The organism is Paenibacillus thiaminolyticus (assembly GCF_003591545.1).
Taxonomy (GTDB): domain Bacteria; phylum Bacillota; class Bacilli; order Paenibacillales; family Paenibacillaceae; genus Paenibacillus_B; species Paenibacillus_B thiaminolyticus_A.
Genome location: NZ_QYZD01000008.1, coordinates 82,057 through 98,426, shown reverse-complemented (window position 1 = coordinate 98,426; position 16,370 = coordinate 82,057). Strand labels below are relative to the sequence as shown.

At 55.5% G+C, this 16,370-nt stretch carries 16 protein-coding genes and 1 pseudogene; 6 read left to right on the top strand and 11 right to left on the bottom strand.

The window, feature by feature from the left end; all coding sequences use genetic code 11:
- Positions 1 to 195 precede the first annotated feature (195 nt).
- A complete protein-coding gene (locus DQX05_RS11325; protein WP_397335285.1) occupies positions 196 to 1,008 on the top strand; it encodes an undecaprenyl-diphosphate phosphatase in 813 nt (270 codons plus the stop codon).
- A gap of 83 nt (positions 1,009 to 1,091) precedes the next feature.
- Here the strand turns inward: DQX05_RS11325 and DQX05_RS11320 are convergent, their stop codons facing one another.
- The 4 genes from DQX05_RS11320 to DQX05_RS11305 form a co-directional block, all read right to left on the bottom strand.
- Entirely contained in the window at positions 1,092 to 1,583 is a 492-nt protein-coding gene (locus DQX05_RS11320; RefSeq protein ID WP_119793589.1) for an 8-oxo-dGTP diphosphatase, read from the bottom strand.
- Positions 1,584 to 1,733: 150 nt separating this feature from the next.
- On the bottom strand, positions 1,734 to 3,734 hold the full coding sequence (metG, locus tag DQX05_RS11315) for a methionine--tRNA ligase (protein ID WP_119793750.1): 2,001 nt from the start codon (positions 3,732 to 3,734) through the stop codon (positions 1,734 to 1,736).
- A 419-nt stretch (positions 3,735 to 4,153) separates the two neighbouring features.
- The gene (yidD, locus tag DQX05_RS11310) at positions 4,154 to 4,426 is read right to left on the bottom strand and encodes a membrane protein insertion efficiency factor YidD (protein WP_087442545.1); all 273 of its coding nucleotides are present in this window, start codon (positions 4,424 to 4,426) and stop codon (positions 4,154 to 4,156) included.
- Positions 4,423 to 4,887: a Fur family transcriptional regulator gene (locus DQX05_RS11305; RefSeq protein WP_119793587.1), complete on the bottom strand. Its 465-nt coding sequence runs from the start codon at positions 4,885 to 4,887 to the stop codon at positions 4,423 to 4,425. The genes yidD and DQX05_RS11305 overlap by 4 nt, the downstream gene beginning before the upstream one ends.
- A 270-nt stretch (positions 4,888 to 5,157) precedes the next feature.
- On the opposite strand from DQX05_RS11305, the gene DQX05_RS11300 reads away from it, so the two are divergent.
- Positions 5,158 to 5,727: a GNAT family N-acetyltransferase gene (locus DQX05_RS11300; protein ID WP_119793586.1), complete on the top strand. Its 570-nt coding sequence runs from the start codon at positions 5,158 to 5,160 to the stop codon at positions 5,725 to 5,727.
- A gap of 144 nt (positions 5,728 to 5,871) precedes the next feature.
- Here the strand turns inward: DQX05_RS11300 and DQX05_RS11295 are convergent.
- A pseudogene (locus DQX05_RS11295) lies at positions 5,872 to 6,168 on the bottom strand (ABC transporter substrate-binding protein); the annotation flags it as partial.
- 8 nt (positions 6,169 to 6,176) lie between these two features.
- On the opposite strand from DQX05_RS11295, the gene DQX05_RS11290 reads away from it, so the two are divergent.
- Positions 6,177 to 6,485 carry an iron ABC transporter permease gene (locus DQX05_RS11290; RefSeq protein WP_259391921.1) on the top strand — a complete coding sequence of 103 codons (309 nt, stop codon included), beginning with the start codon at positions 6,177 to 6,179 and terminating at the stop codon, positions 6,483 to 6,485.
- A gap of 811 nt (positions 6,486 to 7,296) precedes the next feature.
- Here the strand turns inward: DQX05_RS11290 and DQX05_RS11285 are convergent.
- Entirely contained in the window at positions 7,297 to 9,465 is a 2,169-nt protein-coding gene (locus DQX05_RS11285; protein ID WP_119793584.1) for a stalk domain-containing protein, read from the bottom strand.
- A 320-nt stretch (positions 9,466 to 9,785) separates the two neighbouring features.
- On the opposite strand from DQX05_RS11285, the gene DQX05_RS11280 reads away from it, so the two are divergent.
- The 3 genes from DQX05_RS11280 to DQX05_RS11270 all read left to right on the top strand — a co-directional run bounded on the left by DQX05_RS11280 (position 9,786) and on the right by DQX05_RS11270 (position 11,907).
- Positions 9,786 to 10,409 (top strand): YhbD family protein, encoded by a 624-nt coding sequence (locus DQX05_RS11280; RefSeq protein ID WP_119793582.1) that lies wholly within the window; start codon positions 9,786 to 9,788, stop codon positions 10,407 to 10,409.
- Positions 10,410 to 10,424: 15 nt separating this feature from the next.
- Entirely contained in the window at positions 10,425 to 11,099 is a 675-nt protein-coding gene (locus DQX05_RS11275; RefSeq protein WP_119793580.1) for a bactofilin family protein, read from the top strand.
- 76 nt (positions 11,100 to 11,175) lie between these two features.
- Positions 11,176 to 11,907: a polymer-forming cytoskeletal protein gene (locus DQX05_RS11270; RefSeq protein ID WP_119793578.1), complete on the top strand. Its 732-nt coding sequence runs from the start codon at positions 11,176 to 11,178 to the stop codon at positions 11,905 to 11,907.
- On the opposite strand, the gene DQX05_RS30280 is transcribed toward DQX05_RS11270, so the two are convergent.
- From DQX05_RS30280 to DQX05_RS31940, 5 genes are all read right to left on the bottom strand, one after another.
- Positions 11,894 to 12,127, bottom strand: a complete 234-nt coding sequence (locus DQX05_RS30280; RefSeq protein ID WP_147385179.1) for a hypothetical protein — start codon at positions 12,125 to 12,127, stop codon at positions 11,894 to 11,896. The two genes, DQX05_RS11270 and DQX05_RS30280, sit on opposite strands and share 14 nt — an antisense overlap.
- Before the next feature lie 60 nt (positions 12,128 to 12,187).
- A complete protein-coding gene (locus tag DQX05_RS11265; protein WP_259391920.1) occupies positions 12,188 to 13,099 on the bottom strand; it encodes a lipoate--protein ligase family protein in 912 nt (303 codons plus the stop codon).
- 52 nt (positions 13,100 to 13,151) lie between these two features.
- Complete coding sequence (locus tag DQX05_RS11260; RefSeq protein ID WP_119793577.1) at positions 13,152 to 13,406, bottom strand: YciI family protein; 255 nt, start codon at positions 13,404 to 13,406, stop codon at positions 13,152 to 13,154.
- A 274-nt stretch (positions 13,407 to 13,680) separates the two neighbouring features.
- Positions 13,681 to 15,597, bottom strand: a complete 1,917-nt coding sequence (locus DQX05_RS11255) for an LTA synthase family protein (RefSeq protein ID WP_259391919.1) — start codon at positions 15,595 to 15,597, stop codon at positions 13,681 to 13,683.
- A 62-nt stretch (positions 15,598 to 15,659) separates the two neighbouring features.
- Positions 15,660 to 16,025 carry a DUF6080 domain-containing protein gene (locus tag DQX05_RS31940; protein ID WP_182914710.1) on the bottom strand — a complete coding sequence of 122 codons (366 nt, stop codon included), beginning with the start codon at positions 16,023 to 16,025 and terminating at the stop codon, positions 15,660 to 15,662.
- Between the last annotated feature and the right edge of the window lie 345 nt (positions 16,026 to 16,370).

The following is a 16,370-nucleotide window of genomic DNA, read 5'->3' as shown; positions in this document are numbered from 1 at the left end:
TCGTGTCCTTGTTCTTTCTATTTCGTAATTATTACTATTAAGATTATAGCAGGGTCGAAGCACATGTCAATCCCCTCTTTACAGAAAAAAAATAGTTTCATGTTTTGACATCTTTCTACACCGATCATAAGATGATAGAGGGTCATTTGGCGTCTGAATCCCGCGGCAAACCTATTTTTATAAGGAGTGAAGAGTTTGGAATGGATAGACTGGCTGAAATACGCCATCCTCGGCCTGGTGCAAGGGGTTACGGAGCCCATCCCGGTGTCTTCGAGCGGACATCTTATTATCGTTGAGAAATTATTCGGCATACATATCGAAGGGCTTGGATTTGAAGTATTCGTCAACTTCGCCTCTTTATTGGCTATTCTGCTCATTTACCGTCAAGATATTGCGCGGCTGACCGTCAACACATGCCGCTTTCTGTTCCGCCGCGACCCGGCGGCGAAGGCCGACTTCATGTTCGTCGTCTATCTCGTGCTGGCGACTATCCCGGCCGGCGTCATCGGCGTCCTGTTCAAGGATGTAATCGCGGATAACTTCAAGGGGCTGAAAATTATCGGTGTTACGCTGCTGGTAACAGCGCTCGCCCTGTGGCTCATACGCAACCTGCGCGGTCGCAAGGGCGACAAAGATTTGTCGTTCGGCGAAACCTTCCTTGTCGGCCTGGCCCAATCGGTCGCCTTGATTCCCGGCATCAGCCGATCCGGCGCGACCATCGTCACCGCCATGGCGCTCGGATGGAAGCAGGAAACGGCGCTGCGCTTCTCCTTCTTCCTGTATATTCCCGTCAGCGTGGGCGGCATGATTCTCGAAGGGAAGGACATGCTGAAGGATCCGACGCTCGGACAGTTCATCGGCCCGTATTTGCTGGCCTTCGTCTGCTCCCTGGTCGCCTCCTACTTCGCGCTCCGCTGGTTCATGGGGCTGATGGCGCGGGGCAATCTGAAATGGTTCTCCCTGTACTGCGTGGCAGCCGGCCTCTTCGTATTGCTGTTCCTGAATTGATCCGTACGACGAGCAACAAACACAATACGCAAAAGACGCAAAAAAGCTTGGCTGCCGGCCAAGCTTTTTGTATGATAATGCGGTCAACCTAGCTGCTTCACCTTCTCTTCAACCCTTACTTTCGCCTCTTCATCCCAGACGACCGAGATTTCAAAGGTCCCCTCTTCGAAAAATAACGGAAATCTGCGCTTGAACCAAGGCTGCATTGGCAAGTGCAAAGCTTCTTCTATGTTAACCCAGACCAGCTCTCCTTCGGGCGGATTTTGCAGCAGTTCCCCTTCATACCGTGTGGCGAGATAATTGAAGACGATATACCGGTATTTCGTCTGAGGCACGACATACTCGTCTATTCCTTTAAAAATCAAATCCTCTGGTTGTACGCGCAGACCGGTTTCCTCCCGCAGCTCTCGCACCGCTCCTTCCGCAATGCTTTCGGGAATGTCAACCTTGCCCCCAGGACCAAGGTAACCTGGGAATCCCAGCTTATCGGGGCGATTCACCAGCAGCACCCGGTCTCCATCCTGCACAAGACACATCGTATATAACCCGCATTCCACCTTCTGTAATCCTGACATATTGCCCTCCCCTTTGTCCCATGGATCATTTTCCCGACTCCCGTCAACTATACCACCAACAAACGTTCGTTGGTACAAACACAAAAATGGCGTTCAAATGGAAATCCAATCTGAACGCCATTGTGCATACGGATAGAATTGTCAGCTAATCTACTTCACAACCGCTCCGTTCGGCATGCTGTCCGGCACGGTAGCCACTGTCAGCTGCCCATCCTTGGATGCGGCCAGTATCATGCCTTGAGACAAGACGCCGCGCAGCTTGACCGGCTTCAGGTTCGCGACCACAATCACTTTGCGGCCGATAAGATCCTCCGGCTTGTAATATTGCGCGATGCCGGAGACGACTTGACGCTGCTCGTAGCCGAGATCAAGCTCCAGACGGAGCAATTTGTCCGCTTTCGGCACCGGTTCGCAATGCGTCACTTGGCCGACGCGCAGCTCGACCTTGCCGAAATCATCGATATTGATCTCTTCCTTGGCGTCGGCAGGCGGCCCTGCCGCAGGCTCCGCTTCCGCCGGCGCAGCTGCTGCTGCAGGCGCCTCGGCCGGAGCGGGCGCGGTTGCCCCGCCGCTCATGCTCTCCGCGATGAATGCCGCCTCTACGGCAGCCTCCAGGCGCGGGAAGATCGGCGCGGCCTTGACGACGCGTGTACCTTGCGGAATGACGCCGAATGTACGAGCCGCATCCCAATCGGCGCATGTCTCAGGCTTCAAGCCGAGCTGCTCCCAGATCAGCGCAGGCGTCTTCGTCAGGAACGGCTGCAGCAGAATCGATGCGACGCGTAGACTCTCTGCCAGATGCGACATCACCGATGCCAGCTCGTCGCGTCGCGCTTCGTCCTTCGCAAGCGCCCATGGCTGAGTCTCATCGATATATTTGTTCGTGCGGCTGATGAATTGCCAGATTGCGCTGAGCGCGACGGAGAATTCCATCTTCTCCATGGCCGCTTCCACCTTATCGATCGTCTGGCCTGCCATCGAAACCAGATCGCCGTCGAACGGAGTCACCTGCCCCTGGAACGCCGGGATCACGCCGTCGAAATATTTCTCGATCATCGCCACTGTACGGTTCAGCAAGTTGCCCAAATCATTCGCCAGATCGTAATTGACGCGCTCCACGAAGCCCTCCGGCGTAAATGTGCCGTCGGAACCGAACGGCACCTCGCGCAGCAAATAGTAGCGCAGCGCGTCCAGGCCATAGCGGTCGATCAGCATGACCGGATCGACGACATTGCCTTTCGATTTGGACATTTTGCCGTCCTTCATCAACAGCCAGCCGTGGCCGAACACCTTCTTCGGCAGCGGGAGTCCGAGCGCCATCAGCATAATCGGCCAATAAATCGTGTGGAAGCGGATAATTTCCTTCCCAACCAGATGCACATCGGACGGCCAAAACTTCTCATACAGCTCCGAATTGTCGGAACCGTAGCCTAACGCCGTAATATAGTTCGTCAATGCATCGATCCAGACGTAGACGACATGCTTCGGATCGCCGGCCACCTTGATTCCCCAGTCGAACGACGTGCGGGAGACCGCCAGATCTTCGAGCCCCGGCTTGATGAAGTTATTGATCATCTCGTTCTTGCGCGATTCCGGCTGAATGAAGTCCGGATGCTCTTCATAGTAAGCCAGCAATTGATCGACATACTTGCTCATGCGGAAGAAATAGCTTTCCTCCTTCACAAGCTCCACCGGACGTCCGCAGTCCGGACAGCTGCCATTGTTCAATTGACGCTCGGTGAAGAACGCCTCGCACGGCGTACAGTACCAGCCTTCATAGGTTCCCTTGTAAATGTCGCCCTGCTGAACCAACTGATCGAAAATTTGCTGGACGACCTTCTTGTGGCGCTCCTCGGTCGTGCGGATGAAATCGTCATAGGAGATATCGAGCTTCTTCCACAGCTCTTTAATCCCTACGACGATATCGTCCACGAATTGCTGCGGCGTCTTCCCTGCTTCCTCCGCCTTGCGCTCAATCTTCTGCCCATGCTCGTCCGTTCCCGTCAAGTAGCGGACCTCGAAGCCGCGCAGCCGCTTGTAGCGTGCCATCGCATCGCCGGCTACCGTCGTATACGCATGCCCGATATGGAGCTTGTCGCTCGGGTAATAGATCGGGGTCGTGATGTAAAAGGTTTTGTTATTGTTGGCCATCATGCCCATCCTCCTTCATATTCGCTTGCAGCCGCTGGCAGTGAACCCCGGAATGCACGCAAAAAAGCTCTCATCCTCTTGGGACGAGAGCTGAACTCACGCGGTACCACCCAAATTTCTGCCGCCTTCCCTTCCTATTCTGCAGGTCAGTGGCGACAGCTTCATTGCGGCCGATTCAACCGGCCTGGAACATTCGTTATCGGGAATGAGCCGCCGCAGGCTTGCCTTCTCTCGCCAATCACGTACAGAAGCTCGCAAGCGGATCCTCCGGGACCATGTTCGGAAGGGTTCACATACCGGTTCTCAGCAATCCCGGCTCTCTGCAATGCTCGTCGCTTCCTACTTATCCGTTCATCGGATGATATATACAATATTGTCTCCAGCTTACCTCCAAATATATCCCAGCCCTCCGCCACATGTCAAGAGCGCTTGAGCGGAACCGGATCGTAGCCGCCGGGATGGAACGGATGGCAGCGGCCAATCCGCTTGATCGCGAGCCAGCTCCCTTTGATCGGACCGTGAACCTCGAGCGCTTCCAACGCATAGGCCGAACAGGTCGGATAGAAGCGGCACGTCGGAGGCTTCAACGGGGAGATGAATTTGCGGTAAAATCTCACCGGCCCCTGCAGCGTCCGCACCGCCCGCGACGGGCGTGGAGCGGTCTGCCGGCCCGCATCTTCGGGCGAGCTCATGTCCGGGCACCGTCCTTGTCCGCGTCGGCCCCCGCTCCGGAACCGGCTGCATGCGAGCAGGCCTCGCAATAGCCGAAGACTTCGAATTTATGCTTCACGACCTGGAACTTCTCCGGCACATCGGTCAGCGGCATCGGACAAAAATGTATCGGATACGTCTTCTCGCACTGCAAGCAGATCATATGATGATGGTGGTGCGCCTCTGCGCAATGAACCCGGAACTTTACCCCGTCCTCGAAGACGATCTGCTCCAGGACGCCCAATTCATGCATGACACGGAGATTACGGTATACCGTATCGAAGCTCAACCCCGAATACCGCTTCCCCATAAAATCATAGACATCCTTCGGTGTCAGGAAGCCGTCCGTATCGGCGAATAATTTGGCTAGCGTGCGACGCTGTTCCGTAATCCGCAGTCCTTGCGCCGCCATTTTGTCCAGTATTTGATCTGTCGTCAGCATCGGTGTCCCTCCCGTAGATTCCGAACCTCTCCTATAATAATGCGCCATTGTCCTTCCGTAGTCAAACATTCTCCCCGCAACCCGCTGCCACAATCAATCCCTTCTGCTCACCCAGTCGTCACCCCGCTCATCCAATCAGTCACCTACTCATCCATCGGTCACCCCGCTCATCCAGTCGTCCCCCCTCTCGTCCAGTCGTCACCCCTCTCGTCCAGTCGGTCACCCCACTGCTCCAGTCAATGGTACAATAATAACCGAGGTGAATAGATGATGATTCAACTGCTCCGATTCCGGCAGCAAGACGCTCCGCCCGATGTGGCGGAACAGCTTATCTCCTTGATGCGTCAAGAATGGCCGCAAGCCTTTGAGGGCGAAGCGACACGCTGGCCGGATAACCCAGACACCAATCCGGTATCATTCGTATATCTATCCGCTAAGAGCGTCATAAGCCACGTCGCCGTGCAGAACAAGACGCTTCATCATCAAGGGCAAGCTTACCGCGCCTTCGGACTCAGCGAAGTCCTCACTCGCCCCTCCAGCCGAGGGGAAGGCTTCGGCACGAAGCTGATTCAGGAGGCGGCAGGCTATATCCATACGCAAGAGCCGGATATTTCCGTGTTCACGTGCAAGCCCGAGCTTACATCATTCTATGCCCGGGGCGGCTGGGAACATATGGAGGGTGCGTGTCTTGTCGGCGGCACAAGACGCAAGCCGTTCCGCAGCGACTCGCTGGGGCTGGCCGTCATGCTCCACCTACATTCGGCCGCGGCGCTTCAGCGACAAGAAGATTTCGAGCGGGCGGATCTTTGTCTGGAGCTCGGTGAGAACATGTTGTGGTAACGCGCTCGCTGGCTGTAAGTTTCTTCCCCTCATCCACACAGACACTGCCATACACCACTGGCACACCGATACCTCCACACAGCAAAAGAGGCTGCCCCTTCCATGCCTTCCGGCATGCGGGATAGCCTTCTTGAGGTGCTCCGATTATTTCTCCAAATGATACTGCTTGTACAAATCGTCGAGCATCAGGTTCGCTGCGCGCACGCCGCCGGCTGTATTCCAGATGGCGGCATCGACGCGGAAGACCTGGTTGTTCTTCACCTCGTTCAGGTTTTGCCACAGCTTATCCTTCGTCCATTCTCCCTCCAGCTTCGACGCTTCCTGGTTGCCGGTCTCATAGACGAAGTAGAACATCAAATCGCCGTCAATTTCCGGAATCCGTTCCTTGGAGACGTCATCCGCGAAGGCGTCTTTTTGTTGGGATGCCGGACGCTTGATGCCGCAGCAACGTGCAGCGCGACCGCTTCCTGCTGCTCGGCACCGTGGCCATCCTTGCAGGAGCCGGGGTGGCTATCGGCGGCCCTATCGGCTTCATCGCCCTGATGGCGCCGCATATCGCCCGCCGCTTCGCCGGTGTGACCTACGGTCTGCTCATTCCTACGAGCGAGCTTGTCGGCGCCATCCTTATCGTCATCGCCGATACAGCCGCCCGCACCGTGATGAGCCCGCTCGACATCCCGGTCGGCGTCTTCACCGCCGCCATCGGGGCTCCCTTCTTAGTTATCTTGCTGCTCCGCCGGAAGCGTAGCGGCGAGTAACCCCTCGCCATAACGGACGGCCCGCCTGCGCGGGCCGCCGAAGCCGGGGCACAGGTTAGACGAGTCCCTTCTTCTCGCTCTTATGTTTGCTATCCCCGTGGCGCAGGTTGGGCAGGTCCCTTATGGCTCTTTTGTTCGCTATCCCCGACGCGCAGATTGGACAAGTCCCTTCTGGCTTTTATGTTCGCTATCCCCATGACACAGGTTGAACAACACCTCTACTGGCTCTTATGTTCACTATCCCCATCGCGCAGGTTGGATCAGCCCTCGTTTAGCTCTTGAACCATAGTCCCCCTGACTGGAGGGGATATCGCTTATAAGGAGTCAGCTTGAAACATCAGCCGGAACTCCTGAGGGACGGGAATATCAGCTATAAGGAGTCAGCTAGCAACATCAGCCGGGACTCCTGAGGGGTGGGGATATCGGTTATAAGGAGTCAGCTTGGAACATCAGTCGAGGCTCCTGAGGGACGGGGATATTGGCTATAAGGAGTCAGCTTGGAACATCAGTCGAGGCTCATGAGGGACGGGGATATCGGTTATAAGGAGTCAGCTAGCAACATCAGCCGGAACTCCTGAGGGACGGGGATATCAGCTATAAGGAGTTGGCTAGGAATATCAGCCGGGACCCCTGAGGGGCGGGGATATCGGTTATAAGGAGTCAGCTAGGAACGTTAATCGAGATCGAGAGTTCTGCGGCGGCGGGATATTGGTCATAGGAGCAAATGTATGTTCAATCCAGTCGCGCCAAAAAAGAGGGCACCGCGACGGTACCCTCTCTTTCGTTTGTATTGATAAACTAGAATGATGGCTTATTCAGCTGGCTTTTCTTTTGGCAATGGGATGAAGAGCAGATTAACCGGCATATTGCTGCCCGCAGCCGGCGTGAACAGAATTTCCACCGTTTCCTCGTAAGCTCCAGTCCGGTAGACGACACTGGCTTCGCTAGTACTGCTTAATCTTCCCTGATTCGGCGTCTGCAGGGTTTGTCCGTTCACAAACAAGCCGCCAGAGTAGGAGCCGCCGCGGGAGTTGAAGGCGATCAGTGTATGCGGCGCCACATTCTCCAGCTTGACGCGGTACAATACGCCGTAGTTGCCGGCATTCACCTGGTCCTCGTATGTCATCATATCCGAACCTTCAATATACGAGTCATTAGTTTTGTCGGCGAATACGAGACGGGATGCCTCTTCCCCTACCCGCTCCCCAATCGTGAAGACGCGATCCGCTTTGTTGAACGTGCCTCTGATATGCTTGCCGTCAGGCTCAAGCTCCTTCAGTTTGTTCAGTTCTTTCATAATATCCTTCGAAGCATCCAAGGCGACGACCGAATATTCCAACGTATTGTCGCCGAAGAAATCGGCATACATCGTATAAATGTCATCCGGTCTCATCGGGCGTTCATTCAATTCCGGTATCAGCACCCGAGTCTCGTTCGGCTGCAGCACGAGCTTATTGAGTTCACCTTCCTGCTCGAACGATTCCATATATCGAACCGACGCGAGCTTCCCGGTCTGCTGCGGATACGGGTTCGGGCCGGCTTGGCCGTAATGTTCCACATAGACGGTCGCCGGACGGTCGGACACATTCTTCGCAAGCACGTAGAGCTGCATCCTCTTGTCCGTTCCATTCTTGTGATGCAGGAAAATACGCGCGCCGCCTGCGACGCGATCTTTGTAGACGATTCCTTCCTCAAGCACGGTCTCCGGAGAATTCGTGCGGTACAATGTCCGATTCTCTTCCTTCACTTCCGGCTGGAGCAGCTTCATGCCCAGTACGGATTGTCCGCCAAGCGGGAACACTTCGCCGTATCCCGTGTAGAGCAGGTTGAATTCATCGAAAGAGTACAGTGTTTCATCCGAGATCATTATGGTATGGGAATACTCATCCGTCAGCCCGAACTTATTTGTAACCTTAAGCGTGATTGTCTGGGGACCCGGTTGAAAAAAAGCCGGCTCGTTGTTGGTCCATACCCGTTCCGTGATGGAATCCTCTTTGTCGGTGCTCATGTCTTCGTAACGGATGTATTCCCCCATCTTGTAGGTGGTCTTAGGCGTCTGGAAGTTCGCTTCCGGCGGCTCCTTCGCCGGCTGAACCGTAATATTGACAGAGTAAGGTTCGCTTATGTTACCGCGCTCGTCGACAACACGAAGCGTGATAGTGTAGACGCCGGGCGCATCATAATACTCCTGGAGCCCTTCCCACTGCTCATCGACGATCTTCAACCCGGTTGGACTCGTGGATTCGTTCTTGACTGTCACGCGGGTCTGCGTCGCGAAAATTTCCTCTTCATTTACGCTGAACTTGGCAACCGGTTGCGTGCTCAACTGAATCACGATCCGCTTGTTCTTGCTGTCCCATGTATATGGATAGCCGAATGCCTGCAGTGCGGAGGTTACCGGGACCATGAACGTGTTTTTGACAATATAGGCTTCCCCGCTCATCTTCGTCGGAGAACCATTCACCCGGTATTGATCGCTGCCGGCCTTATAGCGCAGCTCTTTGTCTCCGTTCGTAATGATCGTTTCCTTTGTCTTATTATCGAATCGGGTCTGCAATCCGAACCGATCCACCAAGGAGCGGAGAGCTATGTAAGAAACGCCCTTTTTGACGGTAATCGGCTGTGGGGAAGTATATTTAACGCCGTTATGATACATCACATTGCTGTTCGCCATCAGGATGAGCTCATCCTTGCCGGCTGTACTGGCTGTTGGATCCGGGATAACCGTATCCGGCGTGGCCGCGTCCGAGTTAGCTTCGTCCGAGTTAGCTTCGTCCGGATTAGCCCCATCCGGGTTGTCCGCGCTTCCATCTCCGTCCGGCTCTTCACCTGTAACGTCGCCTTGCTGTTGAGTTTCGACAGCTGCCTCCGTTCCGCTTGCCGCGCTGCGGTCTCCTTCTGCAGCGACCATGACGGGAACGAGTGTAATAAGCTGAATTGCTGCCAAGCAAGTTACAAATAGCTTTTTCCAAGATTTCATTTCTGTGTTTTCTCCTCACCCATCGTAATCATTTGTGCCTATATTGAATTCTCACCATCGTATTGAACATAGTCTTAGACGCAAAAGATTACAAAAAGTTTCTATTTTCGTAACCATTTTTACAGAAAACAAGCATACGGAAGAATTCCGATGAATAACGAAGAAATAAGAAGAAGTGTCAACCGCGTCCGACAATTTTTCCTTGAAGCTCCCCCCTCTCCGAGGCAGATCAACATCAGGTTTGCGATTCAAGAGAAACAATGTTACGATACTAACGTAACAATGTTACGCCAATAACATGAAGGAGGCTTCCGCTTGGCATGGACGAACAATTAATTTCAAAAAAAGAATTGCTCGATCTGACCGGCATCTCTTATGGGCAGCTATACCGGTGGAAGCGCAAAAATCTGATACCGGAAGCATGGTTTATCCGGAAGTCAACCCACACCGGGCAAGAGACTTATTTTCCGAGAGAGAAAATATGGGAGCGCATCGATAAAATCATCAATATGAAAGAGGATCTGTCGCTCGATGAATTAGCGGACATGTTCTCACCCAATGTCGCTAGCACTGCATTCAGCAAGTCCGAGATCGTCGGTCGCGGCATCGTGTCGTCGATGGCGCTTCAGGTATATACCGAGCAAATGGGCGATGCCGAAGCCTTCTCATTTGAGAAGCTGCTGCATATTTACGTGCTCGATCGGCTGCTGCAATCCGGCGATATGAGCCTGGAGGAAGGCATGATGCTGCTTCAACTGCTGCGCGATCAGTACGGCAAGTTCGAAGGGAAGGATTGCGATCTGATACTGGTCCGCAAGATGGGTATTAGTACGCTTCTGCTCGTCTCCAGCCCGGAAGAAATCTGCGTCGACAGCGGCACGAAAGTCGTGACCCGACTGTCGCTCTCCAGCTGCCTCGAAGAATTGAAAGCCCAACTTACGTAACGGGAGGAACCACTTATGTCTCAAGCACAAGGAGATATTATTATTTCGGGTCTTGGAAGCTCGTCCGGCGGCACGTACCAGCGCGTTCGGATAGATGGTGTCGGCAATATCGATGGAGATCTTTTCTGCTCGTCCTTCGTCTCCAACGGAAAAGGCAAAGTTACGGGCAACTTGGAGGCAGACACGACCGAGGTTCGGGGGATGCTTACGCTCAAGGGCAACCTCCAATCGGATCATAGCCGCATCGACGGGACGGCCCGGCTGGATGGTCATTGGTACGGCGATGCAATTGAGTTGAACGGCACCGTCACGGTCGCTTACGATTGTCAGGCCGAGCGCTTCATTTCCCGAGGCGCCTTCCATATTGGCGGACTGCTCAACGCAGGCACGATCGATGTCAAGATGGCCGGCGGTTGCCGTGCCCGAGAAATTGGCTGTGAGCGGATTCAGGTTCGACAAGGCGCTGCGTTATCGATCTTCAACAAGCTGTTCTCCTCGTTCATCAACCGTCCTCAGTTAGAGGCGGACACGATCGAAGGAGATATCGTCGATCTGGAATATACCCGTGCCCGCGTCGTGCGTGGCAATCATGTCAGCATCGGCCCCGGTTGCCAGATCGATCAAGTCGAATACCGGCAATCCATACAGTTGCATGAAGAGGCGCAAGTGAACAGCCATAGAAAGCTGTAATGAACGGGATAGGGGCTGTCTGGGATTGGTTCCATGCGGCACCGTCAAGCCCGAATAAGGAGGAATCGATATCAACATGGAACAGCGGCGCGATCTGAAAATTATGGGCTCCTCACGCGCGGGCGGAGGAGCATATGACAAAGTAAGCATTATGGGAGACGGCTCCGTGCACGGAGATGTGGACTGCCGTGTATTCAGCTGCGCGGGATCCGCCCATATCGAAGGCAGCGTGAAGGCCGGCGAAATGAAAATTCGGGGAACCTCCGAAGTGAACGGAAACGTGAACGTGAACAAGCTCTCTATTCAAGGGCAGGGCGAGATTCGCGGCTACTTGCGAGCCGGGGAGGCCAATATTGGCGGGATGGCGAACATCGGCCGTAATCTGCAAGGGGATCGGCTCAACTTGAAAGGCTCTGCGACAGTGCAGGGAGATTGCGAATTCGAATCCATTACCGCCAACGGTTCGCTCCAAGTCGAAGGCCTGCTCAATGCGGGCAGCCTGGACCTTCGTCTTCAGTGGCCTTGCCATGCCCGCGAGATTGGAGGCGACAAGATCAAGATCCGCCGCAGCAGCGGACTCGGCAATCTGCTTGGCTTCCTTCCCGGCCTGTTCCACCTGACGCCGGATGCGCGCATGAGCGCCGACCTCATCGAAGGCGATCATATAGAGTTGGAGCATACGACAGCACGCATCGTCCGCGGGAACGATGTCATCATCGGTCCCGGCTGCGATATCGGTCAGGTCGAGTACCGCGGGCAGCTGCACCGCCATCCGGATTGCACCGTTCATCATATTATTCAATTGTAGCAGGGTGTGTGCTGCCAAGTCGCACCTCCGGCAACAGCCGGAACGGGTCGCTGGCACACTGGCTTTCCGGGTGCATGTTCCAGGAGCCAGGGGCAACCGATGTATAGAGGAACGAATCGAGCCAGCCTTCCCTGCGGTCAATGCCGCGAACAGCCAACTTCCCTATGGCCGCCACGAAGCTATAGGTCCGGTTGGAGATTCCCTTTTTTGGATCATTCACGAGATTTCCGATCGAAAATAAAGGACGGGATGCAAGCATCCCGTCCCTTGTTCACGTGGTTTAGTTGTCCTGTACCCCGTACCGGCGGCGCAGTTCGGCTGCAGCCGCGCGCACCTCATCCGGCTCCGGCAGATGCAGCTTCGCCGCCGCGGCCGCGATTCCCTGCTCCGTCTGCCGCTCGCGGATGACCCGCTTCACGGCCGCGGTGAAGGCCTCTGCGGCATCGGCCTCGAGGAAGCGGCCAAGCCCGGCCGCTTCCTCGAGGCTGGCCGTGCTCTCCTCCGTCACGCGCGGATAATCCCGCTCCGTGCCGCCGGCGGTTGCCCGCGCGTAGAATTCGCGCACGAGCCCGGCGCTGTCGCGGCCGGAGCCACCGGCGATGACGAACGCCTGCACGATGAAGGCGTTCGCCTGCCGGCGCTGGGCGATGCCGCAAAATTTGCGGCCGCCTATACTGAGGTCGAAGTCGCCAGGGCAGTAGGCGCCCTCGACCTCGCCTTTGTCGACGCGGCAGCCGGTATGCTGCAGCGCGCGCCGAATCAAGCGGTACATCCGCTCGAAATCGCCGTGGAAATGCTTGTCGCCCCCCTCCTGCTTCGGCAGGATGAGCGACAGATTGACCACGCCGAAATCGAGCGGCACCGCCGCGCCGCCGGTATTGCGCACTGCCGTCGCATAGCCGAGCGACTCCAGCCAGCGCAGCGCCTCGGCGGCTTGGGGCAGCCGGCTGTCACGCTGCCCGAGGATGAAGGCCCGCGGATGGCGCCACAGATGGCAGAGCGGCGGGCCGCCGCGGCCGGTCTGTCTGCACAACAGCTCATCCAGTGCGAACGGATAGAGCGGATCCGGCTCCGTCCAATCGTTCGTGCGATCCAGCAGCAGCACATCGTCTAGCTTGCCAAGAACAAGCTCATCAAGCGCCTCGTCCTCCGGCAGCTGGCCGCCGCTTCCCGTCTCTGATTGGTGATTCATGTCACCGCCTCCTGAACGGGATGGGGGCGACAGCCGCCCCCTACCCTCCATTCTATATTTTCCACTCGCGAAGGTTCAGATGCCGAACCCCTTCCACGATATACGGATCGTTCTCAGCCAGTTGGCGCGCTTCTTCCATGGAATCCGCCACATAAATGACCATGCCGCCAGATCCGTCGCCGAAGGCGCCCTTAGCGAACACCTTGCCCTGCTCCTTCAGCTTGTCCAAATAATCCAAATGCGCCTGGCGGTACGTTTGATTTTTGGAGCCATCCTTCATTTCCAATAAAGCCGCATAGTGAGCCATTGTCGATTATCTCCTTTTCCCTGATCAGGTAGTGAATTCGGCAGCGCCGGACGAAGCGGCTCCCGCCCCGGCAGACCACAGCCTGCGGCAGGCAGGCCCTGCGGACCTATGCCATCATGGCCAAGCGCCGGAAGCGAGCCTCCGCGAGGCGTATGCCCTATCTTCCTTTCTAGCGTACAACAGAAGGCTTCATATGAAAAGCAGTAAACCGGCCACGGATCCACCCGCTCGCGCTGCCGCCCCCGAGCGGGGACTGGAGCGGCCCGCCCGGCCGTTACCGCTTGGGCAGCAGCTGGACATACTCATCCGACAGCTTCATCAACGATAAAATATATTCATAATCGCGGCGGTACGGCTCAAGATCAAGCACCGGCTCCAGCGTCTTGAGCGAGATCGCCTCGCCATCTTCGAAGCCCGTTCCCGGAACGAACAAAATTTCGTTCGTAAAAAATGATCCGGTCGGTAAATAATAGCGCATGCCGATGACATTGTTGTCCGTGTTCAGCAGATCCCGCCCGAACGAAGTGAACTGCTGCTCTTTCAGAGAGATGCCAAGCAAATTGGCCAACGTCGGCATCATATCGACCTGCCCCCCGGTAAGCTCCACCGTCTTGCCGCCCTTCTGCCCAGGTACGTGAATAATGAGCGGGATATTGAAGCGGCTTACCTTATTATCATAAGGAATGCCCAACTGGGCGGTAATGTCCTTCCCGTCGGTCTCCGCCGGATTGACGCCGGAATGATCCCCATAGGCGACAAGCACCGTGTTGTCCCATACACCTTCAGCTTTGAGCTGGTCGATGAAACGGCCCAGCGCATAATCCGTATAATGGATCGCCGTCAAATAATGCCCAAGCTGCGTATCCTCCATCTCTGCAGGCAGCTTCAACCGGCGGCGATCCGGCGGCACGACGAACGGGGCGTGGCTGGACGTCGTCACGAACTGGGCATAGAACGGCTCGCCGGTTCCGGCCATCTCCGCCAGCTTCTCACTGCCGACGCGGTATAATTCTTCATCCGAAGCGCCGAAATCATTGAAATGATCATTTTCGTAATAAGGCCGGTCGAAATAACGATCAAAACCGACGCCGGGATACAACAGGTGGCGGCTCCAGAAATGAACATCATTGACATGGAACGTTGCCGATTGATACTGAGACTTTTTCAGCAGGCGCGGCAGGCTGGGCAGCTCCCTGTCCCCGAAGCCCGTCGACATCGCGACTGTACCGGTCGGATAGATCGATGTATTGGACATGAATTCCGCATCCGATGTATTGCCCTGGCCAATCTGCTGATACACATAAGGGAAATAATAGCCTTCTTCCGCCAGCCGGTTCAAGACCGGCGTCACCTCTTGATCGCCAAGCTTCAAGTGAATCGGGAAATTTTGAAAGGCCTCCATCTGCACGACAATGACGTTCATGCCTTTCGCCTCGCCGAAATGAGCGGGCTTCGCGCCCTTCTTTTCTTCCATGCGGTAAGGATATGTCGCCTGCAGCTCGTTCACCCGCCGAATTGTGTCCTGCAGGTTGCCCTGGGCGATCAGATCATTCTCCCGCTTGCTCTTAATTGCCGATGCGACCTGGTAATTCAGGAAGCCAAGACGCTCTGCCTGCACCAGCTCATTATCGATGCGGCTGCCATCGACAATGAACTGCAGAGAGACCCCCACGCTGATGACGAGCGCGAGCGCAGTCGCGATTTTGCCCCGCAGCGTGCCGGTCCGCGGCCGGTCCTGGTCCGATACCGCGATCTCTCGCACGGAAGCCCGATTGAACCAGCGAAGCGTTCCAATCCCGGTCACGATCGCCATATCCGCAAAAAAGAGAAAATGATACGGCTGAATCAAGACCGTAATGCTGCCTCTGATTTGCGGTACTTGGCCCAATCCGCTAAGCGCCGTATAGGTCGGCACCGTATTGAAATGAATCCGGTACAAGGTGGCGGCGAACAGCATCAGCGAAAAGACGGCGTTGATCGCCCAATAGCCCTGCCGCTTCCCCCGGCGCGGCAGGGCCAGCTCCAGCAAGCTCATAATAACGAGCAAGGACAAAGCGTCGCTGAGCATCCCCAGGGCCGTAATTTTGCCGAAGAAGAAAAGGCGAAGCAAGGCCAGCTTGGCCAGCAGCAAAAGAGAGATGCCCGTCATAGGCGATATTCGATAATATCGATTCCGCATTATTATTTTCATGGCAACAATCACTTTCTTTCTATTCAATCTGTTGCAAGCGGCCTACGTTCACATTCGCGCCGCTACGATCGAAGCGAAGCCGAGCCGATCTGAATATAGACTTGCTGAATCGTGTCCAACGCGGCCGCATGGCCAACTATATTGTGGATCATGGTTAGCACCGCACAGGCGATGATGACCCCGGTCAGTATCTGGCGCGCACTCCCGCCGCAGCGGTGAACCCCCCAAGCGCTTAACAGGAACAAGGCAAATAAATAGTGTCCGGCATACAGATACATATCATATTGGAATGCCGCCAAGCCGAAGCCGACGACAATATGCAGCAGAAGCGCGAACACCGGATAGACGGCGAGAGATTGTACCGCTCGCGATCGATATCCTGTGACGAGAGCCAGCAGAGTCAGGCCGATGACAACGATGCCGAGCAAGATGTCCATACAGCGGGAACGGGTTCGACAGGTTCGTGACGAACGCCATCACCGAGTCGTCGATCATCGCCAAGCGCGGCGTCACAATCGGACTCTCGATCATCGAGTACAATGCTTTCCAATGATGGGCGAAGGAAAATGGCGCCACATAGCTGAATCCGCCGGCTTGAATATTATGCTGCCACGTCGTAATCCAGGAGTTGCCGGGAAACAGAACGAACTACAATCCCGAAAGCAGAGCGACGAGCAGCAAAGAGACGCCCGCAATTTTGAGACAACGTTCAAATATGTTCGGCTCTGATGCGACATCCCCCTAATAACCTAGCAATCTATGTTTCTTCGAGT

Bases quoted from the DNA above. Each gene is read 5' to 3' on its own strand.
- DQX05_RS11320 (WP_119793589.1), bottom strand. From the start codon at position 1,583: ATGTCAGGATTACAGAAGGTGGAATGCGGGTTATATACGATGTGTCTT.
- metG (WP_119793750.1), bottom strand. From the start codon at position 3,734: ATGGCCAACAATAACAAAACCTTTTACATCACGACCCCGATCTATTAC.
- yidD (WP_087442545.1), bottom strand. From the start codon at position 4,426: ATGAGCTCGCCCGAAGATGCGGGCCGGCAGACCGCTCCACGCCCGTCG.
- DQX05_RS11305 (WP_119793587.1), bottom strand. From the start codon at position 4,887: ATGCTGACGACAGATCAAATACTGGACAAAATGGCGGCGCAAGGACTG.
- DQX05_RS11300 (WP_119793586.1), top strand. From the start codon at position 5,158: ATGATTCAACTGCTCCGATTCCGGCAGCAAGACGCTCCGCCCGATGTG.
- DQX05_RS11285 (WP_119793584.1), bottom strand. From the start codon at position 9,465: ATGAAATCTTGGAAAAAGCTATTTGTAACTTGCTTGGCAGCAATTCAG.
- DQX05_RS11280 (WP_119793582.1), top strand. From the start codon at position 9,786: ATGGACGAACAATTAATTTCAAAAAAAGAATTGCTCGATCTGACCGGC.
- DQX05_RS11275 (WP_119793580.1), top strand. From the start codon at position 10,425: ATGTCTCAAGCACAAGGAGATATTATTATTTCGGGTCTTGGAAGCTCG.
- DQX05_RS11270 (WP_119793578.1), top strand. From the start codon at position 11,176: ATGGAACAGCGGCGCGATCTGAAAATTATGGGCTCCTCACGCGCGGGC.
- DQX05_RS11265 (WP_259391920.1), bottom strand. From the start codon at position 13,099: ATGAATCACCAATCAGAGACGGGAAGCGGCGGCCAGCTGCCGGAGGAC.
- DQX05_RS11260 (WP_119793577.1), bottom strand. From the start codon at position 13,406: ATGGCTCACTATGCGGCTTTATTGGAAATGAAGGATGGCTCCAAAAAT.
- DQX05_RS11255 (WP_259391919.1), bottom strand. From the start codon at position 15,597: ATGAAAATAATAATGCGGAATCGATATTATCGAATATCGCCTATGACG.